At 63.4% G+C, this 21,400-nt stretch carries 21 protein-coding genes, 3 pseudogenes and 1 CRISPR repeat array (1 of these 25 cut by a window edge); of the genes and pseudogenes, 14 read left to right on the forward strand and 10 right to left on the reverse strand.

Annotated features, from left to right (window positions below; all coding sequences use genetic code 11):
- Positions 1-37 precede the first annotated feature (37 nt).
- The 6 genes from JG540_RS06500 to coaD all read right to left on the reverse strand — a co-directional run bounded on the left by JG540_RS06500 (position 38) and on the right by coaD (position 4,332).
- Positions 38-688: a response regulator gene (locus tag JG540_RS06500; protein WP_200274829.1), complete on the reverse strand. Its 651-nt coding sequence runs from the start codon at positions 686-688 to the stop codon at positions 38-40.
- 71 nt (positions 689-759) lie between these two features.
- A complete protein-coding gene (gene mutM, locus JG540_RS06505; RefSeq protein WP_200274830.1) occupies positions 760-1,752 on the reverse strand; it encodes a bifunctional DNA-formamidopyrimidine glycosylase/DNA-(apurinic or apyrimidinic site) lyase in 993 nt (330 codons plus the stop codon).
- Positions 1,745-2,548 (reverse strand): ribonuclease III, encoded by an 804-nt coding sequence (gene rnc, locus JG540_RS06510; RefSeq protein ID WP_200274831.1) that lies wholly within the window; start codon positions 2,546-2,548, stop codon positions 1,745-1,747. The genes mutM and rnc overlap by 8 nt, the downstream gene beginning before the upstream one ends.
- Positions 2,548-3,147: a YceD family protein gene (locus JG540_RS06515; protein ID WP_200274832.1), complete on the reverse strand. Its 600-nt coding sequence runs from the start codon at positions 3,145-3,147 to the stop codon at positions 2,548-2,550. Before JG540_RS06515 ends, rnc begins: the two co-directional genes overlap by 1 nt.
- An 83-nt stretch (positions 3,148-3,230) precedes the next feature.
- Positions 3,231-3,791, reverse strand: coding sequence for an ATPase (locus tag JG540_RS06520; RefSeq protein ID WP_200274833.1), 561 nt, complete (start codon positions 3,789-3,791; stop codon positions 3,231-3,233).
- A gap of 10 nt (positions 3,792-3,801) precedes the next feature.
- Entirely contained in the window at positions 3,802-4,332 is a 531-nt protein-coding gene (coaD, locus tag JG540_RS06525) for a pantetheine-phosphate adenylyltransferase (protein ID WP_200274834.1), read from the reverse strand.
- Positions 4,333-4,480: 148 nt separating this feature from the next.
- On the opposite strand from coaD, the gene JG540_RS06530 reads away from it, so the two are divergent.
- Complete coding sequence (locus JG540_RS06530) at positions 4,481-5,482, forward strand: LacI family DNA-binding transcriptional regulator (RefSeq protein WP_200274835.1); 1,002 nt, start codon at positions 4,481-4,483, stop codon at positions 5,480-5,482.
- A 170-nt stretch (positions 5,483-5,652) separates the two neighbouring features.
- Here JG540_RS06530 and fucP read toward each other — a convergent pair whose 3' ends face one another.
- The 3 genes and pseudogenes from fucP to JG540_RS06545 all read right to left on the reverse strand — a co-directional run bounded on the left by fucP (position 5,653) and on the right by JG540_RS06545 (position 7,882).
- The gene (fucP, locus tag JG540_RS06535; RefSeq protein WP_200274836.1) at positions 5,653-6,993 is read right to left on the reverse strand and encodes an L-fucose:H+ symporter permease; all 1,341 of its coding nucleotides are present in this window, start codon (positions 6,991-6,993) and stop codon (positions 5,653-5,655) included.
- A pseudogene (locus tag JG540_RS10600) lies at positions 6,993-7,422 on the reverse strand (RbsD/FucU family protein). Before JG540_RS10600 ends, fucP begins: the two are co-directional and overlap by 1 nt.
- A gap of 49 nt (positions 7,423-7,471) precedes the next feature.
- On the reverse strand, positions 7,472-7,882 hold the full coding sequence (locus JG540_RS06545; RefSeq protein ID WP_234042716.1) for an FGGY-family carbohydrate kinase: 411 nt from the start codon (positions 7,880-7,882) through the stop codon (positions 7,472-7,474).
- Between the two features lie 242 nt (positions 7,883-8,124).
- On the opposite strand from JG540_RS06545, the gene JG540_RS06550 reads away from it, so the two are divergent.
- The 10 genes and pseudogenes from JG540_RS06550 to JG540_RS06600 all read left to right on the forward strand — a co-directional run bounded on the left by JG540_RS06550 (position 8,125) and on the right by JG540_RS06600 (position 16,130).
- A complete protein-coding gene (locus JG540_RS06550) occupies positions 8,125-8,520 on the forward strand; it encodes a hypothetical protein (protein ID WP_200274838.1) in 396 nt (131 codons plus the stop codon).
- A 75-nt stretch (positions 8,521-8,595) separates the two neighbouring features.
- Positions 8,596-9,225 carry a formylglycine-generating enzyme family protein gene (locus JG540_RS06555; RefSeq protein WP_200274839.1) on the forward strand — a complete coding sequence of 210 codons (630 nt, stop codon included), beginning with the start codon at positions 8,596-8,598 and terminating at the stop codon, positions 9,223-9,225.
- Positions 9,222-9,461 carry a hypothetical protein gene (locus JG540_RS06560; RefSeq protein ID WP_200274840.1) on the forward strand — a complete coding sequence of 80 codons (240 nt, stop codon included), beginning with the start codon at positions 9,222-9,224 and terminating at the stop codon, positions 9,459-9,461. The genes JG540_RS06555 and JG540_RS06560 overlap by 4 nt, the downstream gene beginning before the upstream one ends.
- Positions 9,462-9,470: 9 nt before the next feature.
- Positions 9,471-10,211, forward strand: a pseudogene (locus tag JG540_RS06570) (HesA/MoeB/ThiF family protein).
- 308 nt (positions 10,212-10,519) lie between these two features.
- On the forward strand, positions 10,520-11,248 hold the full coding sequence (locus JG540_RS06575) for a hypothetical protein (protein WP_200274843.1): 729 nt from the start codon (positions 10,520-10,522) through the stop codon (positions 11,246-11,248).
- A 9-nt stretch (positions 11,249-11,257) separates the two neighbouring features.
- Positions 11,258-11,506 (forward strand): acyl carrier protein, encoded by a 249-nt coding sequence (locus JG540_RS10715; protein ID WP_200274844.1) that lies wholly within the window; start codon positions 11,258-11,260, stop codon positions 11,504-11,506.
- A 6-nt stretch (positions 11,507-11,512) separates the two neighbouring features.
- Complete coding sequence (locus JG540_RS06585; protein ID WP_200274845.1) at positions 11,513-12,739, forward strand: ATP-grasp domain-containing protein; 1,227 nt, start codon at positions 11,513-11,515, stop codon at positions 12,737-12,739.
- On the forward strand, positions 12,732-13,991 hold the full coding sequence (locus tag JG540_RS06590) for an MFS transporter (protein WP_200274846.1): 1,260 nt from the start codon (positions 12,732-12,734) through the stop codon (positions 13,989-13,991). Before JG540_RS06585 ends, JG540_RS06590 begins: the two co-directional genes overlap by 8 nt.
- A gap of 25 nt (positions 13,992-14,016) precedes the next feature.
- Entirely contained in the window at positions 14,017-15,462 is a 1,446-nt protein-coding gene (locus JG540_RS06595) for an AMP-binding protein (protein ID WP_200274847.1), read from the forward strand.
- Positions 15,459-16,130 (forward strand): 4'-phosphopantetheinyl transferase family protein, encoded by a 672-nt coding sequence (locus JG540_RS06600; protein ID WP_200274848.1) that lies wholly within the window; start codon positions 15,459-15,461, stop codon positions 16,128-16,130. Before JG540_RS06595 ends, JG540_RS06600 begins: the two co-directional genes overlap by 4 nt.
- Before the next feature lie 667 nt (positions 16,131-16,797).
- Here JG540_RS06600 and fucI read toward each other — a convergent pair.
- Positions 16,798-16,992: pseudogene (gene fucI, locus JG540_RS06605) on the reverse strand (L-fucose isomerase); the annotation flags it as partial.
- Positions 16,993-17,203: 211 nt separating this feature from the next.
- On the opposite strand from fucI, the gene JG540_RS06610 reads away from it, so the two are divergent.
- From JG540_RS06610 to rsmD, 3 genes are all read left to right on the forward strand, one after another.
- Complete coding sequence (locus tag JG540_RS06610; RefSeq protein WP_200274849.1) at positions 17,204-17,869, forward strand: class II aldolase/adducin family protein; 666 nt, start codon at positions 17,204-17,206, stop codon at positions 17,867-17,869.
- A gap of 385 nt (positions 17,870-18,254) precedes the next feature.
- On the forward strand, positions 18,255-19,640 hold the full coding sequence (gene trpB / locus JG540_RS06615) for a tryptophan synthase subunit beta (protein WP_200274850.1): 1,386 nt from the start codon (positions 18,255-18,257) through the stop codon (positions 19,638-19,640).
- 187 nt (positions 19,641-19,827) lie between these two features.
- Complete coding sequence (gene rsmD, locus JG540_RS06620) at positions 19,828-20,406, forward strand: 16S rRNA (guanine(966)-N(2))-methyltransferase RsmD (protein WP_200274851.1); 579 nt, start codon at positions 19,828-19,830, stop codon at positions 20,404-20,406.
- A 766-nt stretch (positions 20,407-21,172) separates the two neighbouring features.
- A CRISPR array of direct repeats spans positions 21,173-21,400; the repeat unit is 37 nt; unit sequence GTCTTAATGCACCTACAGGTGCGTGGTGCTTCCTGAC; it runs 897 nt beyond the window's last position.

Raw genomic sequence — 21,400 nt, forward strand, 5'->3', positions numbered from 1 at the left:
GGCGCGGCTGGGAGCACCTGGGGAACCCGCCTGGGAGTCAGTTGCGCCAGCCGGAGGCCCGCTGGCCCGCGACCCAGGCCGCCACCTGGGTGCGCCGCTGCAGCCCCATCTTGGCCAGCAGGGAGGTGATGTGGTTCTTGACGGTCTTCTCGGCCACGCCCAGGCGCTCGCCGATCTCCCGGTTGGACAGCCCGTCACCGATCAGCTCCAGGACCTTGCGCTCGGCGTTGGTCAGGTCCGCGGTGGGGTCGTCGTGGTCTGCCCGACGGCGGGTGACGGTGCGCTCGTCCAGCAGCACCCGGCCGGAGGCTACCGCCCGCACCACCTCGCTTATCTCCGCGCCGTGGACCGTCTTGAGCAGGTAGGCGCGGGCCCCGACCTCCAGGGCCTCGGCCAGGGCCTCGTCGTCGTCGAAGGAGGTGAGCACGATCGGCAGGGCCTCGGGGACCACCTCACGCATCTCACGCATGAGCTCTATGCCGGTGCCGTCCGGCAGCTGCAGGTCCACCAGCACCACGTCGGGGCGCATCAGCTCGGCGCGCCGCAGCGCCTCGGTGCGCGAGCCCGCCTCCGCCACCACGTCCAGCCCGTCAGCACGGTCGATAATCTCTGAGATGCCGCGCCTGACGATCTCGTGGTCGTCGACGATCATTACCCTGACCTGCTCAGGGGCTGCGCTTGGAGCCATGAACGGGAGCCTATCAGTGAGGGGACCTGGTGCCGCTAGCTCTGGGTCGCCGCCTGCCGGAGGGGCGGGGCTCAGCCGCGGGGCCGGGTCTGGCACTGGGGGCAGAACACGTGGCTGCGCCCGCCCACCACCTCAGAGCGCAGGGTGGAGCCGCAGCGGCGGCAGTCCTGCCCCGCCCGCCCGTAGACCGCCAGGCTCCGGGCGAAGAACCCGGGCGCCCCGTCGGCGTTCACGTACAGGGCGTCAAAGCTGGTGCCGCCCACGGCCAGGGCACGCCGCATGACCGCCGCCGTCTCCTCCAGCAGCCGGGCCACGGCCGCCCGCCCCAGGGCCTTGCCGCGCCGCCGCCCGTGCAGGCAGGCGGCCCACAGGCCCTCGTCGGCGTAGATGTTGCCGACGCCGGACACGATCCCCTGGTCCAGCAGGAGGGTCTTCACGCCCCGTCCGGAGGCCCGTAGACGGGCGCTGGCCTGCTCCTGGTCCAGGTGCGGGTCCAGCAGGTCGCGGGCCACGTGGGTGGCGCTGGCCGGGATGAGGGCGCGCTGCTCCCCGCGGCCGCCGGGCAGGCCGTCGGCGGTGGGCACCAGGTCGTCCACCAGCAGGCCCCCGAACATGCGCTGGTCCACCAGGTCCAGGGCGGCCCCGGTGGGCTCGTCACCGTCCTGGTGGGCCAGGTGCAGGCGCACACGCAGGTGCCGGGGCCGGGTACTGAGGTCACGCACCAGGGTGGGGGCCTGGGTGGCGGTGAGGTCCGGCCCGGACTGCCCCAGCACGGCGGGGTCCGGCTGGGCCTGGGCGGCGGTGCCCCGCACCAGCAGCTGGCCGGACATGCCCAGGTGGGCGCGCAGGGCGCGGCCGTCGTCCAGGGGCAGCCACATGAGCTTGCCCCGCCGGGCCGCCCCGGTGATAGTACGGCCGGTGAGCTCTTTCACGAAGGCCTGCTCCCCACCCGCCTGACGCCGCAGGGGCCGGGGGTCCAGTACCTCCACGCGCTGGACCACCCGGCCACGCAGGTGGCGCTCCAGGCCCAGGCGCACGGACTCGACCTCAGGCAGCTCAGGCACGGGGGGCCTCGCGGTCCTGGTGGGCCAGCAGGTCGGCCCGCAGCGCCTCGTTCACGCCGGGCAGGTCCAGCCCGCCGTCGCCGCGCTCAGCCAGCAGGGAGGCGTAGGCGGCCTCTGCGGCGGCGTGCTCCGCGACCTTCTTGGAGCTGCCCACGCCCTGCCCACGCTGCTGCTCGTCCACGAATGCCTGGGCGGTGAACACACGCTGGTGGTCCGGTCCCTCGCCGCTGACCTCGTAACGGGGGCTGCCCAGTCCGTGGGCGGCGGCCAGCTCCTGCAGGCTGGTCTTCCAGTCCAGGCCGGCGCCCCGGGTCAGGGCGGTGGACAGGAAGCGGGAGACCAGGCGCTCCACCACGGTGCGGGTGGGCTCCAGGCCCGCCGTCAGGTAGGTGGCTCCGATCAGGGCCTCAACGGTGTCGGAGAGGATCGAGTCCTTGTCCCGGCCCCCGTACATGGCCTCACCGCGCCCCAGCCTTATGAACTCCCCCAGGCCCAGGTCACGGGCCACCGCCGCCAGGGCGGGCTCGGAGACGGTGGCGGCCCGCATCCGGGCCAGCTGCCCCTCAGGCAGGTCGGGGTGGCTGCGGTAGAGCCTGTCGGTGACGATGACGCCCAGCACGGAGTCACCCAGGAACTCCAGGCGCTCGTTGGTGGGCAGGCCCCCCTGCTCGTTGGCCCAGGAGCGGTGGACCAGGGCCAGGGACAGCAGCTCGGGGTCGATCTTCTCCCCCCAGCGGTGGACCAGGGTCTCCAGGTCCTCACGGGCCGGGGGGCTGTCGCGTCGGGTGCGGACCATCAGCGCTGGTCCTTGCCCTGGGCGGGGGCCTGTGGCCCGGGGGCGTCGTCAGCCGGGTCCTGCAGCAGGCCCTCAAGGGCCGCCCAGCGCGGGTCCAGCGTCTCGTGGTGGTGGTCCGCGGGCAGGTCCGCCAGGCGCTCCCCGCAGTCCTGGCACAGTCCCAGGCAGTCCGGGTCGCACAGGGGTTGGAAGGGCAGGGAGCCGACCAGGGCGTCACGCAGGGCGGGCTCCAGGTCCAGGCTGGTCTCACCAAGCAGGAAGACGGGCTCCTGCGCGGCCTCGGGGTCCTCTTCCTCCTGCTGGTAGCGCTGGGCGGCCTCAGGCAGCAGGTAGAGCTCGTCGAAGGACAGGCGGGTGTCCTGGGTGACCTCCTCCAGGCAGCGCACGCACTCGCCACGCACGTGCGCCTGCACGCTGGCCCGCACGAGCACGCCGTCCTCCGTGGAGGTCAGGGTGGCGTCCACCAGCAGCGGGGTGCCGGGCTGGGCGCCGATCATGTCCGTGCCCAGCCCCTCGGGCGCGGGCAGCTCCAGGTGGACGTCCTTGTAGGAGCCGACCTGGCGGGGCAGGTCGGCGATGTCGATCACGAGTCCGGCCACGGTGTTCCTCCTGCGGGCTGGCTGACTGCGGCGGGCGCGAGCAGGCTACCGCGCCTGCGGCCCGTCCGGGAGCCGGGGGCGGTTCAGGCGCTGGCCGGGTCCACGGACCAGCCGGGGCGACGGCGTCCCGCGGCGGCCTGCGGCTTGGCGGGGGCAACGGGCTGCTCCAGGGGCTCGGCGGTGCGGGCGGCCAGGACCTCGCGGCCGGAGCGGATCTGCTCGGCGATGCGGTCTACCTCCTCCTGCAGGCCCACCAGGGAGCGCTCCGCGTACTGGTCCGCGCCCCGGCGCATCTCGGCCGCCTTGGCCTCCGCTGCGGCGACGATCTCGTCGGCGCGCTGGACGGCCAGGCGGGTGATGCTCTCGGCGGAGACCAGGCGCTCGGCCTCCTCGTGGGCGCGGCGCAGGATCTTGTCGGAGTCGGCACGCCCCTGGGCCAGTACGGAGTCGGCGTCGGCCAGCACCGCACCGGCGCGGCGCACGGCGGCAGGCACGGCACGGCGGGCCTTCTCCACCAGATCCAGGGCCTGCTCCCGGTTGACCAGTACGGAGGAGCTCATGGGCATGTTGCGGGCGGTGACGATCAGCTCCTCGATCTCGTCGAGGATCTGGATCAGGTTCTCGCCGGAAGTGCTGGTGGGCATCAGTGGCTTCCTATCGTTGGGCTTGCAGGGTCTGTTGGTCCGGGCTGCCAGCTGCTGGCAGCCCGGGCAGCGCCTGGCGCAGGGCCTCGGCTACCGCCGGGGGCACGAAGCCGGAGACGTCCGCACCAAAGCGGGCCGCCTCCTTGACCAGGCTGGAGGAGACGTGCGCCAAGGCCGGTGAGGCGGCCAGGAAGAAGGTCTCGGGGCCACCGATCTCCCGGTTCAGCAGGGCCATCGGCGCCTCCGCGTCCAGGTCGGTGCCGGAGCGCAGCCCCTTGATTATGGCCCGGGCCCCCACCTGCTCGCAGTACGAGGCGAGCAGCCCGGGCATGACGTCCACGCTGGCACCTGCTAGTCCTTCCAGGCTCTGGCGGGCCAGGCGCACGCGGGTCTCGGCGTCAAAGAGCTGGTGCCCGGCCTTGGCCGGGTTGACGCCGACGGCGAGCACCACCTGGTCAAAGGTGCGCAGGGCACGGCGCACGATGTCCACGTGCCCGAGGGTGATCGGGTCAAAGCTCCCTGGGTACACAGCCAGCGTCATGCCCCCCACCGTAGCCGCAGGCCTTAGGTCCTGCGGGGACGCGCGCCGAGGCGTCCCACAGTGTGGGGGCTCACCACCGGCGTCGTCAGCCTGCCGAGTCGTCCCGGCCGCCTGGGTGCCCGCCGGGCCGCGGCGTATAGTCGGCGCTATGCCCAGTCGAGTGACCTTGGCGGATGTCGCCGCTGCCGCAGCAGTCTCCGCCCAGACGGTCTCGCGGGTGCTCAACGACCACCCCTCGGTGCGTCCGGAGACCCGCAGGCGGGTGCTCAGCGCGGTCAGGTCCCTGGGCTACGAGCCGAACCTGGCGGCCCGCTCCCTGGCCGCAGGCTCCTCCGGTGCCGTGGGGATCCTGCTGACCACGGACCTTTCCCACGGCATGACCTCCACCTTCGCGGCCCTGGCCCGGGCGGTGCGCGAGCAGGGCGGGCAGTTCGTGCTGGCCACGGCTGACAGCGTCCGGCGCTCCTCTATCGAGGCCGCCCTGGCCCACCTGCGCGGTTACCGGGTCAAGGCCACCGTGGTGCTGACGCAGCGCGCCAACGTCCTGTCGGTACTGGCCTCCCAGCGGGACCCGGGTCCGGTGGTCACCGTGATCTCCGGGCAGCACGACTCGGAGGTGTTCCCCACCGTGTCCATCAACCAGGTGGAAGGAGCCCGCCTGGCCACCCGCCACCTCCTGGAGGGGGGTCGCAGGCGCCTGCTGCACGTCTCGGGCGACCTCTCCTGGCAGGACGCCTCCGAGCGCCTGGCCGCCTACCAGGACGCCTGCCTGCAGGCGGGCGTGCCGGACCGCTGGCTGTCCACCGGCTCCTGGACCGGGGAGGGCGGGGCGCGGGTGGCCCGCCGTCTGCTGGAGGACGGCCTGCCGGAGGGCGTATTCGCCGGCAACGACGACATCGCCCTGGGAATCTGCCACGAGCTGCTCGCAGCCGGGGTGCGGATTCCCGACGACGTCGCGGTGGTGGGCTTTGACGACGTCCCCCAGGCGCGCTGGGCCACGCCCTCGCTGAGCAGCGTCTTCCAGGACTTTGACGCCCTGGGGCGGGCGGCCCTGGCGGCAGCGCTGCGGCTGGTGGAGGACCGCCAGCCGCGCCACGAGGTGCTCACTCCCCAGCTGGTGGTGCGCGACTCCTCCGCCACCAGGTCCTGATACAGGCCGTCCCGCACACGGCCGGACCCCAGCGACCGCCCCCGCTCACCCCACGCCGTCTGCCTGCTGCCCGGCCCGGAGGCAGCCGGGCACCCGCCCGGGGCAGGCCCGCGCCTCCGTCTGGTGGAGGCTGCCAGGCCCGCCCGGGCGGGCACTCGGAACGCCTTGCCTCAGGCCGTCGCGGCTGCGCTCACCGGCCGGGGCGTGCGCAGGGTGTACAGGCCGTAGGCGGCCACCACCAGGAAGCACCCGGCCACCGTGATGTAGGAGACGGCGGGTGAGGTCCGGTCCATGATGGCGCTCTGCACCAGCGGCATGGTGGCCCCGCCGATAATCACCATGACCAGCCCGGCGGCCCCGTACTTGGTGTCCTCCCCCAGGCCGGTCAGGGCCTCCCCGTAGATGGTAGGGAACAGCAGGGAGATACAGGCGGACAGCGAGATGATGGCCAGCACGCCGAGCAGGTTCACGCTGACCATGGCGAACAGGGACAGCGCCACGCCCAGGGAGCACATGAGCAGGAGCAGCTTGCGCGCGTCGTAGCGGCCCATCAGCCCCACCATCAGGAACCGGAAGACCAGGAAGATGATCAGGCTGGCCTGGAGCCAGTACCCGGCCACCTTGTCCGTGACCCCCAGGGCCTCGGTGACGTAGTGCAGGGTGAAGGTCCAGATGCAGGTCTGGGCGGACACGTTGAAGTACTGCGCCACCACCCCGAAGCTGTAGCGCTTGTTGCGGACCAGGCGCATGAGGCGGCCCGGGCCGCCGCTGCCCTCCGCCTGGGCCTGCTCCGGCCGCTCGTGGACCTTGACGCGGCCGATCATCACGGCCAGCAGGATGTAGAGCAGCCCGAGGGCCACGTAGGGGCCCATCACGGCCTGGAGCTCGGCGCTCTGGGTGGCCAGCAGGGCCTCCTCGCTCATGGCGGCCCGCTGCTCGGCGGTGGCCGGGTTGACCTTGGGCAGGATCAGCAGGGCGGCCAGCAGCACCCCCAGGTTGGAGCCGATGGGGTTGAAGGCCTGGGCGAAGTTCAGCCGCCTGGTGGCGTTGTGCTCCGGCCCCATGGACATGACGAAGGGGTTGGCGCTGATCTCCAGGATGGACAGCCCGGCTGCCAGGGTGAACAGGGCGGTCAGGAAGACCGAGTAGGTCATCACGTAGGCGGCGGGGATGAACAGGAGTCCACCGGTTCCCGCCAGCACCAGCCCGATCAGCACCCCGCCCTTGTACCCCAGGCGGCTGTTGATGAAGGCCGCGGGGATCGCCAGGCAGAAGTAGGCCCCGTAGTAGGCCGACTGCACCAGGGAGGACTGCAGGTTGGTCATGGAGAACACGGAGCGGAACACCTTGACCAGGGGGTCGGTCATGTTCCCGGCCAGGCCCCAGGCCGCGAAGCAGGAGACCAGCAGGCAGAAGGGCAGCACCATCCCTGGGTAGAGGAAGCCTTTGTCCGCCGTCCCCTGGGAGGCGTCTGCGGGGGCCTGGGCGGTGGTGGTCCGGACGGCGGCCATCACAGCACCCCTTTCTTGAGGATCAGGTTGCCGTACAGGGCGGTCTCACCGGTGAGCACCACGGCGTGCACGCTGGGGGTGTGCTCGTAGAAGGCCATGCGCTCAATGGTCTTGACGGCGACCGGCCCGGCCTCCTGCTCCGCCTCGGTCCAGATCTGCTCGTAGACGTCCCACACCGGGGGGGCGGGGGTCGTCGCCGACGGTCTGCATCAGGGCCACCTGGTAGCTGCTGTAGCGGTCCAGGGGCATGAGCTCCAGGACGGAGCGCAGCAGCTCGGGGATGCCCAGCCCGTCGGCACGGATGGTGCGCGGGTGCAGGTGGTGCCCGGGGAAGTTGGCGTCTGCCAGGAGGATCTCGTCCCCGTGCCCCATCTCCATGAGCGTCTTGACGAGCTCGGGTGAGAGGTTTGCTGGGATCTTGCGGAGCATCGTTGCTCCTTTCTGGTCGTCTGTCTGTGTTGGTGGGGTGCGGGCGCGCTCAGCCGACGGCGTCGAGCAGGCGCTCCTGCATGAGGTTGAGCGCCTCTGGGTCAGCGGGCTCAACGGTGTGCGGGCGGACGGTGCGGGCCACTACCTGTGCCCGCTGGCCCGGGGCGATGGCTCCGGTGGCTTCCAGCTGGCTGAGCAGGTTGCCCAGGGCGCTGGCCTCGGTGGCCCCGACGACGACCTGGCGCCCGCAGGCGGAGGCGGTCATCTGGGCGAGCAGGGTGTTGCGGGCGCCGCCGCCCACCAGGTGCACGGGGGCGTCCGCGGCCAGGGCGGGGCCCAGCACCCGGCTGAGCTGCTCGGCGTAGGCGGCGTGGGCGCAGGCCAACGCCGCAGCCAGGGACCCCACGTCCCACCCAACGCCCTCAGGGCCAAGTCCCTCAAAGCGGATGAACGTGGTCAAGTCAGGGAGAGACCAGGGAAGCACTGGAAAGGCCTATGCCTTTCGGACGCGTTGGCCTAACAGCCCCTGCCATCGGAAGACTTCGCCCGCCACCCAGGCAGCGACGCGCCCACATCCCCGACCACCCATAGCCTCGAAACCCACATGCCGAGGGCTAGGAAGAGCCATGCCACTGTTCTCATATTCTGAAACACCCACCCCTGCTATTGACAGGCTAATTGCATTAACCCTAGGGTCACCATATGGAGATGGTTTACGCATCAGTTCCACAACTGCCAGCAGAGTCAAACACAACACTGGAAGCCTCATTCCTCCCTGGGGTTCTTGATAAGTTAGTGCTTTCGCTGCTCCGGGAGTATCCACGCAAAACTTTTGGTTTCCTGTACGCAAACGAAGGCGAAACGAGCGTCGCAGACTATTACATCTTCCACGACGACGACCGCTCGAAGGAAGAAGTAGCTAGATCATTTGAGAGTATCGGCGAGTATTACCGACACAACAGCAATGCCGGCTTCCTGGCAACAGCAACAGAAGTTGTGGCAGAAAACGAACACCGCAAGGCAATGAGATATCGTCGCGTCGCCGCATTTCACACCCACCTTCGACATCCGGCATACTTTGCCGAAGTCGACCAGTAACTTCACCCTATTCCCAGCCTATGGCATTTCCTAGTTAGCCTTATAAACCCAGCACACCCAGAACTGGCCGCCTTCATGATCAAGGGAGGACAAGCCTTCCAGATACCCATCATTAATCAATCCAGCCCCTCTCCCACCATCACACCCACCCTACAGCAGCCTCGCCTTCTCGACAGCGTCGAATTTCTCGACGTCGGGGGCGGGTTACAGGTCAGCAAGACAATGATAACAGTCGAGCAATACTATAAGGTATTCAGCTACGACATCCCTGAGTTCACTGACGCCCACTATCTCAACCAACCGATGGTAAACGTCTCCTGGAATGATGCCACTACATTTTGCACAATCACCGGAACAAGGTTATTAACTCCCGCAGAATGGGACAGATTGTGCGACGATCAGGTTGCCACACAAAGGCAAGGCATGAGAGCCCCGGAACTTCTTCAATATGCCGTGTTCAGCGAAAGTCCCAACAACCGCCTACAGAGAGTAGCAACAAAGAAACCTAACAAGTTTGGCCTCTATGACATGCTCGGCAATGCGTGGGAGTGGTGTGACAGCGCAAATCCCATTCAAGCCCCGAGCAAAGGCGGCAGCTACTTCTCTTTCGCAGAGATGTGCCGTTCGACCATCTCCGTCGATCTACCAAAAACGTATCGCGCACGAGACCTGGGTTTTCGCGTCTGCTATAGGAGTAACTCATGATCGCCACTTTCTTTGACTATACTGTAGAGTTCTCAAAAGTCAACCAGCTATCCGAAGTTGTCTCTATAATGGCGCAAGAATGCCCTGAGTTCACCGATGCGTGCCTGCTAGACCAGAAGAATCTTCACCCCTCTGTGATTGTAGTGGTTGATGGTGTAGTCATCAACCAAACAAGGGACTCCTGCCTCTCTGGCGCAAGTTCAGTGGAGTTTCTTCTACAATTGTCAGGAGGCTGACACTTCATCATGTCAATACAGAACCCCGAAGTATTTCAGCGCCAACTTGCCATGCCTGATATCGGCCCCCGAGGACAAGCAGCTCTTGCGAGAGCCACTGTCGGAGTGGTCGGCGCGGGTGGACTTGGCTTCCCTGTTCTCAGTTATCTGGCAGCCGCAGGGGTAGGCAGTATCAAGGTTGTCGATTCTGACACCGTCAATGTGACCAACCTGAATCGACAACTGTTCTACACATAAGTTGATGTGGGTGGTTACAAATCTCCGATCGCTGCCGAGCAACTATCCACGCGCTCCCCTTGCACACAAGTAGTCGCGTCAGTCAGTCACATGACCGCTGAGAATGTAGCCTCGCTCCTAGAGGGATGTACGATAGTTGTAGACGCAGTAGACAATCTTGAGTCTCGCTATGTGCTCAGCAGATGGGCAGTCACTGCAGCAGTACCGGTAGTGTTCGGCGCTGTTGAAGAACTAAGAGGAGTGGTCTATGTATACAACCCTGATTCAGACACTTCGCCTTGCTACGAATGCGTTTTCCCAAAGCGAGACAAGCCTCGAACCGCGCCAATTCCTATTCTCGGAGCAACAGCAGGAATTATCGGATCGTGGCAAGCAGCGGAGGCCATCATGCACCTGTGCGGCCATCGGCACAGTCAGACGAACTTAATTCAGATGGACATCAAGCATTCTATACTGACGCGGCGCCCATGCTCAAGACGGGCCGACTGCTTTTGCCAACAAGGACGTTCATGAACACTCACAATGACGCTTACGGGCGGAGTTTATCACCATCTGAGTTAGAGGACAGTCTCCCACTTGTCTGCTATGAGAGGTCGCTCTATCACTTTGCAAGAAATCAAGCACTGCAGCATTTCTTCTGGCTCTACGCTGACAGACACTACCATATGCATCATGTCCCGAACGTGAATGAAGCGCTCCAGTTCCAAGGCGATGGCCTCAGTCGCTTACTGAAACGAATTGAGAGTATTGAGACAGTACCACACGAAGATATTCTTCCCCTGTTGCGCAACCGCCTCCGCCCCGGGACTCAGGCGCGTGCGATGTTACTAACCAACCGCCCCGATGGGACAGTATACAATACCAGCACACTTATCGAGGAGCCTTTTGACGACGGCTTCCTTGTAACTAAGACCAACGAGCAGAACCATAAGACTCGCACATATGTGTCAGGCAAGGATCTCCTGTCTCGGTTCTCCAGGTCCCCTGATAGGGTTTCCATAATCGGATTTCTCCACCTGGACCCCGGCCTTAAAGAGCAACTCTCCGGGCTCTCAGGCGCCAGGCTTCTCCGCTTCATCATGCTCGACCTGTACGGCTACCAGACTGCTGGAGAGGGTGGTATTTTGATGGACGGTCACGCAGTAGACGCATCCGCAAAGGCCCTATACAGGCTTGTTGACGAAGTTCAAGAAAACCGAAGTTCCATTATGAAGATTCAGACCGACAAGGGACTACAGCTCCGTTTAAACAAGCATATCGGTAATAAGTTGCAGCCCTTGTGGAGGACATGGCGCCATCATCTCCTCAGAGACGCTGAGCTGGTTTCGCTTGCCCCCGAGGAGACTGTGCTGTCTTTGAAGAAAGCCGAAGATTGCTGCCAGCGTGATTACGCAGAGCTCCGTAAGCACTTCATACTATTCTACGGAAGACCTTCTGAAACCACTTTCAACAGTTATGTCCGCGCCCTTACCAGACTAGCCGAGACCCACCACGACTGGACACGATTAGCCGATAAATGCCTGACTTCAGTTATGCACGCCTCGCTGTAAGGATCACTCATGACTAACTTTGTTGCATTGCTCCATGGGCTCCTACCTAAGGATATCCTAGCCCAAATCAGCTCTTCACCGCAGGATTATTTAGACCGACCGCTTACACACCTTGGACTAGATAGTTTATCGACCTTCGAAGTCCTAACTCGTATAGAGCAGGATCTCGGCCACGAACTGGACTACGAAACTATTGATCCTGACAGTCTCACAACACTACGTGGACTGAGTAGCCTACTTGGTCGAAACGAGGTATGAGTTCTCATGAGTAAGGTACTTATCTTTGCCGAGCCTTCCAGCATGCAGGCTCTGCGAACTGCCTGTGAGGAACTGGGCCACGAGCCAGTATTCCTTTCTGAGCGTGAAGCCACCACCCCCGAGCCGTTGCATGTCCTTAAAACTTTCGGGGACGCCGAGAAAACTGCAGCTGAGATACGTGAACGTTTTGCAGATCCTGTCGGTATTGTCAACTGTATTGAAGGGTACGTAGAACTTACTGAAACGTTGTCCCAGTTATTGAATCTACCAACAAAGAACGGTAAAGCTGCTTCGGCATTACGTGACAAGTCTGCCATGAAGAAATCTTGGATGGCCGCTGACGTCGCCACCCCAAGACTTTATTTTGCTGGCACAGAAGAGATTCCGCCATTAGAAAGCGACAACTTTCCGCTAGTCGTAAAGCCTGTATTCGGTGCTGCTAGTGCGGGTGTAACTGTCGTGGACAACTTGGATGAGTTACAGCGTGCTCGTCGGGCCGTGCTCAGATTCAATGTTACGGCGCTTGCAAAAGAAGGACACGTTCATTCTGGAGTTCTGGTAGAGCAGTACATCGACGGGCCAGAATACTGCGTAGACCAGGTATGGAGCCAAGGACGTCCAGTCGCTAGCTGCGTTCTATCAAAAGGAGTTCCAGGCCGATCCGATCTTCTCGACCGTCTCTATATGGTCGACCCAACTATCCCCGATGGAATACATGCTCGCCTGGTGGACACGGCCACCAAGGCATGTGCCTCCGTAGGAGTTACCTGTGGGGCTACCCACACGGAAATCCGTATCGACCCCCGCGACGGCACTGCCTTTGTAATTGAAGCCGCTCTTAGACCTGGAGCCGGCTGTGGCTTGTACCCGGTCTACCAGCGCGCCTACGGTATCCCATTATTCAAAACCCTCGTAGCTGCGTGTACCGGATCTGATACTCCAGTTTACCCATCCGCCCCTCCTCGCGAATCAATGCGACACTATTGGTACAACACACCTTATATCGATTCCGGGTTCATTAAGGAGTTGAAAACTCCGCCCAACTTCTATAGTCAGCACCAATGCGTTGACAGGGTAATCTGGCGGCGCCGTGTCGGAGACTTTCTTCCTCGCGAGGGAACGACTTTCGGATACCTCGCCTGGTTCGAGGGCATCCTAGAGCCGGGAGACTCCCCTGAGGTCGTTTTGCAGGCAGCTGCCGCTGACCTTATTGTGAAGGTTGCTCATGACTAATTTTGTACTTCCTGCATTGCGTGATCCTAAACGTGCAATCCCTACCGGAATGCTAGTCTCGAATACCGGCAACGGAATGTACCTACTAGCGGTAAGCGTAATTCTTTATCGCTCGTCCGGCTCATCGGCAATGTTTGCCTGGCTGCTCGTCTACCAGTCTGCCGCGGTGCTTGGTATGCAGGTATTTGCTTCAGTGGGCGCAGACAGGGGCCACTCGCAGCGCCTCGCTGTCCTGGCCGAGATATGCAGGGCAACACTAGTTGCCTTTGGCGCACTTTTTGCAACCATGGGACACAGTTTAGCACTAGCCGTGACTGGGGTTCTCCTTAGTCTGGCACAGCCTTTTTTTCGCACATCGATCTTTAAGATTGGTCCACTCATCGCAGACGGTGAAGACCTTGCGCGCTATAATGCAAGAACCTCTACCTTTCAGCAGCTTGGCCAGTTCCTGGGCGCGGGTTCCGCAGGTGTATTAATGGGGTTCTGGCTATATCTACCCCTGTGGATCAACGCTCTAAGCTACCTGGCTTCCGCATTCTTCACGTGGGTATGCACCGTTCCTGAGCAAGAGCCTTCGGTGCGATGGCGAACCTTCATCCCTCAACTCTTCCATCCGCAAAAGGCTGTACACGACTGGTGGGAGGCGTTCAAGTACTGCGTACACTCTCCTCTCATCTTCGGAATGTCTTTCTTAGCTGCCTCCGACCTGATATTCATTAATGTCATCAACATCGCCTACGCTCCGATGCTCTCTAGGCTAGGACTACAGGAGACCTGGATATCGGTATGGGACGTGTGTTTTGCCGTGGGAGCCATTGTTGGCGTCAATTTGTTTGGCAGGATGACGATTCTTCAGAGCCGATGGCAGGTTCCCGCCGTGTGCCTACTAGTGGAGGCGTTCCTTGCCTCCTATCTGTTGACGCAGTCAGCCTATACGGTGGCGATTGCAATGCTGCTGATCGGAACGATCAACTCAATCTCCGTTTCAGCATTCGCCTTCTTTCTCCAGACACACACCCAGAGAGCGATGATTGCCCGAATAGCAGGCGTAAGACAGTTCTGCCTTACCGCCCTTTCTGCGACACTTATGGGATATCTTTCCCACGGCATAGATCACAGCCAGTTAAGCGGTTTTATCCGAGTTAGTTCTGTACTTACGTTATCTGCGGTCGGAGTTGCTGTCTTGTTCGTTCTCGTTGGAAGACGCCGTTCACCATCCGTCGTACAGGGATGTGATTTACAGGATGAATAGTCCAGCAAACGCAATCTTGAGTTCCTTGGAGCACAACCGATCACGTACTGCAATTATCGACGGCGACACAACCCTTACCTACGGCCAGTTACTCGAGCGGGCGCAGGAAGTTGCTGAACATATGACGCAGTCTTGTAAATCTGAACATAGTATGATAGCAGTACTGTGCGACCGTTACTCTTTAGCAGTTACGGTTATCATTGGCTGCATCCTGTCAGGACGCCCTTATCTTCCTCTTGCCCCAGACACCCCTGCTGCTATGGTCGTTCGGCAGATGAGCAATGCCGGATCCCATTTTTTGGTCGCCGATAAGCTGCCGGTCGGACTTGGCTCATTAGTCTCACCATCTACCTCCCCTGAAGGCGCCTTAGGATTCTATACGCTAATGCAGCCTACCGCCTCAGCCAGCAGCTCTAATGATGCGTTATCCTCACAATGGGTTTACGCTTTGTATACTTCAGGATCATCAGGTAACCCTAAATGTGTTCCTCACGATTGGCATGACATCGAATGCATGGTGGCTTCTTACTCTCACGCCATTGGCCTCAATTCGGATGATCGCATCGCGAGTTTCGCTTCTATTGGTCACGACGCAGCGGTAGTTGATGTATTCTCAACCCTGCTACATGGCGCTACACTGATGCCTGCCAATCCTCGATCACCATTGACTCTGCTCAGCAGTGCACGTCGCATGATTACTCTCGGTGCCACTATCTGGCATTGTGTCCCGACGGTTCTTGATCTTTTAGCCAGCCACCTGCCGCCCGCCAGCATGAACGAGGTAAAAGTTGTTCTGGGGGGCGAAGCAGTTAGGCTCACCGCTCTCAAACATATATGGAATCTATCACCTGATGCCCAGTTCTACAGCCTTTACGGTCAAACTGAGTGTTCCGTCATTTCTGGATCCTGGATAACTAGAGACACAAGCGATACTATTTCCTTAGGTCATCCACTTGATGGCGTGGAATGGCGTACAAGTTCAGGCCCTCCGGGAGCCTCGCGTTTATGGATTAGTTCTCCCGCAGCTGCAACCCATAGAATCATCGAAGGTCGTTTCGTACGCACTCACGCTCGTTGTCAATGGCACGACACGGGTGACCTAGTCGAACTAAAAGGCGATTCGTTCGTCTTCGTGGGTCGCGATGACCAGGTGATTAACGTGGCCGGGCATCGCGTTGACCTGCTAGAGATTGAGAAGTATGTCAACCAGATCGATGGAGTTCTCGACGCAGTAGCCGTTGCACGTCCCGCTTCAGATGGAACTACCTCTATCGGTTGCGTGTTACACAGCGACCGTGGCAACATCTCAATTGCTGACATTAATTCTTTCCTGGATCTCCACCTGCCCCGCCGCCACCTGTTAACCGAAGTTCTTTGCTTAGATCACCCCCTTCCTCAGACCCTAAGCGGAAAACGAGACCGTAGAAGCGCTTCCGCCTTGCTGCCAGCAGGACCGGTCGGACACTTATGACCAATCTCCAGTTTCTAATTGGTGGACTCACCAGGTATGGATTAGTCGCGATAGAATCCTTCTCCCCGCTCCAGTGCATCCTGTTCCCTGAGGAGATTGCGTATCTTGAAGGCGCTTCTTTCGCTCGTCGCTCAGAGTTCAAGACTGTGCGCAGACTGGCGGCCGAGGCTCTTGCAACATTAAACATACGACGCCCCATAATGGTTCCCTCTTATGGTGGCGCCCCAACCTGGCCCACTGAAGTAATTGGAAGCCTTACGCACTGCAAGGGATACGCGGCCGCCGCCATAGCCTATCGCGCCATCGTTGACGCGATAGGTATTGACGCCGAACGCAATATCCCTGTCACATCACGAACTTTCCAAATCGCCACTAATAAGACAGAGCAAGAATACCTAGATACTGTTACATCCATAGATCCTACCATCACCAATCGCTTACTGCTCAGCGCGAAAGAAAGCGCCTTCAAGGCATGGTTCCCTAAAGAGCACAAAAAACTTTTGCTACGCGATATTAGGATAGAGATACATGCCGGTGGATCATTCTGCGCAAAACTCCCCATCGGCGGTCGAACATGTTCACTACATTACGGAAGATGGATGCGGTCGGCAGACTTGCTGATCACAGCCTTTATTGTTCCCTCTGGCGAGTGGCCTACTCGCGATTAAACCTGATCCAGTTACGCTGGCTATATGTGAACCCCTTACTCTTGACTCAGCCCGTTCTAGTAGCTTTTCCTAGTTGAGGACATAGTTTACCGGACGGTATGTTATTTTCTAGATATTGCCTCTTCCCATTTGAAGGTGTAGGTAGGATCGTGGACTGGGTGCCATTTCTCGGACAGAGGAGGTTTTTTGTCTCCTTTGATTCGATAGGATGGAGCCATGTCAAAGGCGAAGTACTGTGCTAAGTTTAAGGAGCAGATAGCGTAGGAGGTGGCCTTAAATGATCGTGCGATGGCGTCGGTGTCCGCTTCCTACTAACTGGCGCCCCAGACGGTAGTTAACTGGGTCACGAAGTACAAAAAGAGCACGTAAGCACCAAGGAGCGGCAGGCACACCTGAGGCCGTGAAGGTAACCTGCCTGAAGATACAGGTCCGCGAGCCGTGGCACGAGAACGAGTTCCTGATCAAGGCGGATTTGCTTACGAAGGAACAGCAGTGAGCAAGAACTACGATCCCCATTAATCGCGAGTAAGGCAACTACCCGGTCTTGGTGATGTGCCGTTGGTCAAGGGCGTCTTGGTTGGGCTACATGATCCTGGAGAAACCTGCCCCAAGCCCGTAGGGCCATAAGGAGGAAGGACTGGTCGAGATGATTTAGACCGAGTTCAGGGCCTCCGATCGCGGTCTTGGCGATCACGCAGCGCACGGGGGTGCCGTCGGGGTAGGTGAGGTTGGTGGAGATGAGCTCGGCGACGTCCTGGGCGAGCTGGCTCGTCTTCTCCTCCAGGGACTCACGGACCCCACGACGGCGTCCGTCGATCAGGGGCCGGATACCGATGGCGGGGTAGGAGGCGTTCGGGGACATGGCAGGTTTCCCTTTCACTGGGCGGCTTTGACCAGATCACGCTTCTATGTGAGCGCAAACATAGTATGGTCACAGGTGGATCACGGCGTCAATATCCCAGTTGTCTTCCGCAGCCGTAGACATGAGAGCGCAATCATGAAACAGTGGTGGGCGCAGCCGCCGCAACGGGGCGCGACGTGGCGCCCGGACTGCAGGAAAGAGGAACACGCCCATGCTTCTTCAAGACGCCCGGGAGCAGATCGCCGAGGCCTGCTCGCACCTGTGCGCCGACGGGCTCGTCGTCGGCACCGCCGGAAACCTCTCCGTCCGCGAGGGGGACCTGCTCGCCATCACCCCTTCCGGCCTGCCCTACGAGGACATGCGGCCCGACCTGGTGGCGGTGGTGGACTACCAAACCGGCCAGCAGGTGGACGGCCCCCTGAAGCCAGCCAGCGAGCTGGACCTGCACCTGACCACCCTGCGCACCACCGGCGAGAGCGCCGTCGTCCACACCCACTCCTATGCCGCCACCACCGTGGCCAGCCTGGAGGGGGTGACCACCCTGCCCGCGGTCCACTACTACATCTGCATGTTCGGGGGCACCGACGTGCGGGTGGCCGACTACGCCGTCTACGGCTCCCCCGAGCTGGCCGCCAACGTGGCCAAGGCCCTGGAGGGGCGCACGGCCGCCCTGATGAGCAACCACGGCTCGGTGGTGGCCGGCCCTGACCTGCGCGCCACCTACACCCTGGCCCTGGAGCTGGAGTGGGTCTGCGAGCTCTACCTGCGCACCCTGGCCGCGGGCACGCCCCGGATCCTCACCGACGAGCAGGTGGAGGAGGTGGCCCGCAAGATCCGGGACACCGGCTACGGCCAGTCCGCCCCGAAGGAGGGCTGAGCCCGCCGTCCCGGAACAGGGATGACCCCACCGTCTCGCAGGAGGACTGAGCCCGCCGTTCCGCAGGAAGGCTGAGACCGCAGCCTCACAGGAGGGCTGAGCCCGCCGTTCCGCAGGAAGGCTGAGACCGCAGCCTCACAGGAGGGCTGGCCTCCACCACCCAGGAGAAGGACGGCCCAGCCGTCCCCGGACGCTGCTTGCGCTCGGCCGGGAGCTCCCCCTAGCATCAGCCCATGCGCAAGACGACCTGCACCTGGTGGCCCGCCTGATAGGCGAGCCCACATGCAGGTAGTCCACGCAACCGGCTCGCACCTCACCCCCCGAGGCAGCGGGCCGGTCGCTTTTGCGGCAGCCTGGCTGCGCAGGGGGCCCCACAGAAAGGCCCATGAACATGAACAGCCCTAGCACCCCCGCACCGGAGATCCGTCTGCGTGACACGCTCCTGAACGCCTACTTCGGCGAGTACGGGGGCCAGTACGTGCCCGACCAGCTGCTGCCGGTGCTCGACGAGCTGGAGCGGGCCTACGTGGAGGCCCTGGCCGACCCGGGCTTCCTGGCCGAGCTCGACCGCCTGCAGCGCGAGTACCTGGGCCGCCCCACCGCCGTCACCGAGTGCGCGAACCTGCCCCTGCCCGGGCACGGCCGCGGCAAGGCCCGGATCTTCCTGAAGCGGGAGGACCTGGTGCACGGCGGTGCCCACAAGGGCAACCAGGTACTGGCGCAGGCCCTGATCGCCAGGCGCATGGGCAAGACCCGCCTGGTGGCGGAGACCGGCGCGGGCCAGCACGGCACCGCCACCGCCATGGTCGCGGCCCTGATGGGCATGGACTGCACCATCTACATGGGGGCCACCGACGTCGCCCGCCAGCAGCCCAACGTGCGCCGCATGCGTCTGATGGGGGCCACCGTGGTGCCGGTGACCAATGAGGACGGCGGCTCCATGTCCAACGCGATCGACGTGGCCCTGGGCGACTGGGTGGAGAACCTGGCCACCACCCACTACCTGCTGGGCTCGGCCTGCGGCCCCCACCCCTTCCCCACCCTGGTGCGGGAGTTCCAGTCCGTGATCTCGCGGGAGTCGCGCGCCCAGATGCTGGAGCGCACGGGGCGGCTGCCGGACTACGTGGTGGCGGCCGTGGGCGGGGGCTCCAACGCTATCGGCGCCTTTGCCGAGTACTTGAAGGACGAGCCGGGCAACGAGCAGGTGCGCCTGGTGGGGGTGGAGCCTGCCGGTGAGGGGCTGGAGACCTCCCGCCACGGGGCGCCGCTGAACCGGGGCGTGGTGGGGGTGCTGCACGGCTCGCGCTCCTACGTGCTGCGCTCCTCCGACGGCGACCTGGGCGAGTCCTTCTCAGTGTCCGCGGGCCTGGACTACCCGGGGGTGGGGCCGGAGCACGCCCACCTGATGGACACGGGCCGGGCCACCTACGTGGGGGCGGACGACAACGAGGCCCTGCAGGCCTTCCGGCTGCTGAGCCGCTACGAGGGCATCATCCCGGCCCTGGAGTCCTCCCACGCCCTGGCCCACGCCCTGCGGATCGCCCAGGAGCTGGAGGGGCAGGAGGTCGCCGAGCCGGTGAGCATCCTGGTGAACCTCTCGGGCCGGGGGGACAAGGACATGGAGTACGTGCAGAACGTGCTGGGCGAGCTGATGTTCGCCGACCCCGCCCAGGTGCCCACCAAGGGGCTGCGCATCTCGGAGATCCTGCGGATGATGACGGCGGAGTCCAACGCCCGCGAGGCGGGGCGCTCCGTGGCGCACCAGGGCTGAGGCCAGGCGGTGCCGAGCGGGGCGGGGCTGAGGCCGGACGCTCCGTGGCGCACCAGGGCTGAGGCCAGGCGGTGCCGCGCGGGGCGGGGTGCTCCCAAGAGGCGCTCTGCCCCGCGCCCGCGCCGTCGTCTTTGTCCTGCTATCGGCCGGGTTCCAGGGTGTGCGGCGGCTGCCGTAGGCTCTGCGCATGACCAGGATCGTGGCGGGTAGTGCGGGTGGACGGCGTATCGAGGTGCCTCGTTCCGGCACCCGCCCCACCTCGGACCGGGTGCGGGAGGCGCTGTTTGGCCGCCTGGAGCACTACGGGGTGGTTGCTGGGGCCCGGGTACTGGACCTGTGCGCAGGCTCGGGGGCACTGGGGCTGGAGGCAGCCAGCCGGGGGGCCACGGACGTGACCCTGGTGGACTCGGCGCGGGCCGCCACGCAGGTGTGCGCGGCCAACGTGAAGGCCTTGGGCCTGCGGGGGGTGCGGGTGGTGACTGCTAAGGTCACGTCCTTCCTGGCGGGGGTGGCGGGGGCCGGGGTGGACCTGGTGCTGCTGGACCCGCCCTATGACCTGCCGGAGGCGGAGCTGTCCCTGATGCTGGAGCCGCTGGCGCGCACGGAGGACCCGTGGCTGGCCGAGGGGGCCGTGGTGGTGGTGGAGCGCTCCTCCCGCTCCCCCGAGCCCACCTGGCCTGCGGGCCTGCGGCGTTTCAGCGAGAAACGCTACGGGGAGACGCGCGTCTGGTTCGCCGAGCTGGAGACAGCCGACGACGCCGCCTGAGTGCCCTGGGTGGAGGCAGGGCGCGGGGGTCCTGGTTCTGCTCGACGGCGGGCGGCAGGCTCCGCTGGGGCTCCGCTGTAGTGAAGTCGGGAGGCCCAAGCCCAGCCGCCAGGTGATGGGCCCAGTCCTGACTGAGGGCAATGCACCCCCGGCCAGCCCACACCGGGTCTTCCACCTGCGGCCCCGACTCCGCTGTAGTGAAGTCGGGAGGCCCAAGCCCAGCCGCCAGGTGATGGGCCCAGTCCTGACTGAGGGCAATGCGCCCCCGGCCAGCCCAGACCGGGTCTTCCACCTGCGGCCCCCAGACGGCCTCCTACGCCAGGCCCGCACCCCTAGCCCGCAGGCCCGACCCCTCACCCGCATGTCCGGCCCCTCAATCCGCGGCGAGCACACCTCCCTCGCCTCCACTTGTGCATTTCGGCGCGAGTGGTGCGGTTTTCCGGCACCACTCGCGCCGAAATGCACCAGTCGGGGGGTGGGGCGGGCACGCCCCACCACACCCAGATCACCCCGCACCACAGCCACACACCATGACCACAGACGACACCCTCCACACCCCTTAACCAGCACCCGAACTAACTGCCGCAGCTTGACGCACCACGTAGAGGCACCCCCAGCCGCCCAGCGGCACACTCTCGCGTTCACGAACAAGGACACCCATAAACGTCCATCAAGCGAAAACCAAGGCCCCGAGCGCCGCAATCACCTCACCAAGACGAATTACAACTGGCCCGTAGTGGCACACCGTGCCAACTTTTCTGCCAGTGGCTTCATGCGCCTACAGGTGCGTGGTGCTTCCTGACAGACTGGGAGATGGATACCCCCGTCTCGGCGTGGGGTCTTAATGCACCTACAGGTGCGTGGTGCTTCCTGACCGGAAAGAGCCGCCTGAGGAGGGGCGAACACCTTTGTCTTAATGCACCTACAGGTGCGTGGTGCTTCCTGACCCTATTCGAGACCATCCGGGAAGGAAAGTAGGAATGGTCTTAATGCA

Origin of the sequence: Actinomyces weissii (genome assembly GCF_016598775.1) — a bacterium.
Lineage (GTDB): Bacteria > Actinomycetota > Actinomycetes > Actinomycetales > Actinomycetaceae > Actinomyces > Actinomyces weissii.

What these genes read in the sequence shown, in the direction of transcription:
- JG540_RS06560 (WP_200274840.1), top strand. Translation starts at nt 9,222, where the DNA reads ATGATCGCCACTTTCTTTGACTATACTGTAGAGTTCTCAAAAGTCAAC.
- trpB (WP_200274850.1), top strand. Translation starts at nt 18,255, where the DNA reads ATGAACATGAACAGCCCTAGCACCCCCGCACCGGAGATCCGTCTGCGT.
- JG540_RS06610 (WP_200274849.1), top strand. Translation starts at nt 17,204, where the DNA reads ATGCTTCTTCAAGACGCCCGGGAGCAGATCGCCGAGGCCTGCTCGCAC.
- coaD (WP_200274834.1), bottom strand. Translation starts at nt 4,332, where the DNA reads ATGACGCTGGCTGTGTACCCAGGGAGCTTTGACCCGATCACCCTCGGG.
- rsmD (WP_200274851.1), top strand. Translation starts at nt 19,828, where the DNA reads ATGACCAGGATCGTGGCGGGTAGTGCGGGTGGACGGCGTATCGAGGTG.
- JG540_RS06520 (WP_200274833.1), bottom strand. Translation starts at nt 3,791, where the DNA reads ATGCCCACCAGCACTTCCGGCGAGAACCTGATCCAGATCCTCGACGAG.
- JG540_RS06500 (WP_200274829.1), bottom strand. Translation starts at nt 688, where the DNA reads ATGGCTCCAAGCGCAGCCCCTGAGCAGGTCAGGGTAATGATCGTCGAC.
- JG540_RS06530 (WP_200274835.1), top strand. Translation starts at nt 4,481, where the DNA reads ATGCCCAGTCGAGTGACCTTGGCGGATGTCGCCGCTGCCGCAGCAGTC.
- JG540_RS06590 (WP_200274846.1), top strand. Translation starts at nt 12,732, where the DNA reads ATGACTAATTTTGTACTTCCTGCATTGCGTGATCCTAAACGTGCAATC.
- fucP (WP_200274836.1), bottom strand. Translation starts at nt 6,993, where the DNA reads ATGGCCGCCGTCCGGACCACCACCGCCCAGGCCCCCGCAGACGCCTCC.
- rnc (WP_200274831.1), bottom strand. Translation starts at nt 2,548, where the DNA reads ATGGTCCGCACCCGACGCGACAGCCCCCCGGCCCGTGAGGACCTGGAG.
- JG540_RS06585 (WP_200274845.1), top strand. Translation starts at nt 11,513, where the DNA reads ATGAGTAAGGTACTTATCTTTGCCGAGCCTTCCAGCATGCAGGCTCTG.
- JG540_RS06555 (WP_200274839.1), top strand. Translation starts at nt 8,596, where the DNA reads ATGATCAAGGGAGGACAAGCCTTCCAGATACCCATCATTAATCAATCC.
- JG540_RS06600 (WP_200274848.1), top strand. Translation starts at nt 15,459, where the DNA reads ATGACCAATCTCCAGTTTCTAATTGGTGGACTCACCAGGTATGGATTA.
- JG540_RS06575 (WP_200274843.1), top strand. Translation starts at nt 10,520, where the DNA reads ATGTTACTAACCAACCGCCCCGATGGGACAGTATACAATACCAGCACA.
- JG540_RS06550 (WP_200274838.1), top strand. Translation starts at nt 8,125, where the DNA reads ATGGAGATGGTTTACGCATCAGTTCCACAACTGCCAGCAGAGTCAAAC.
- JG540_RS10715 (WP_200274844.1), top strand. Translation starts at nt 11,258, where the DNA reads ATGACTAACTTTGTTGCATTGCTCCATGGGCTCCTACCTAAGGATATC.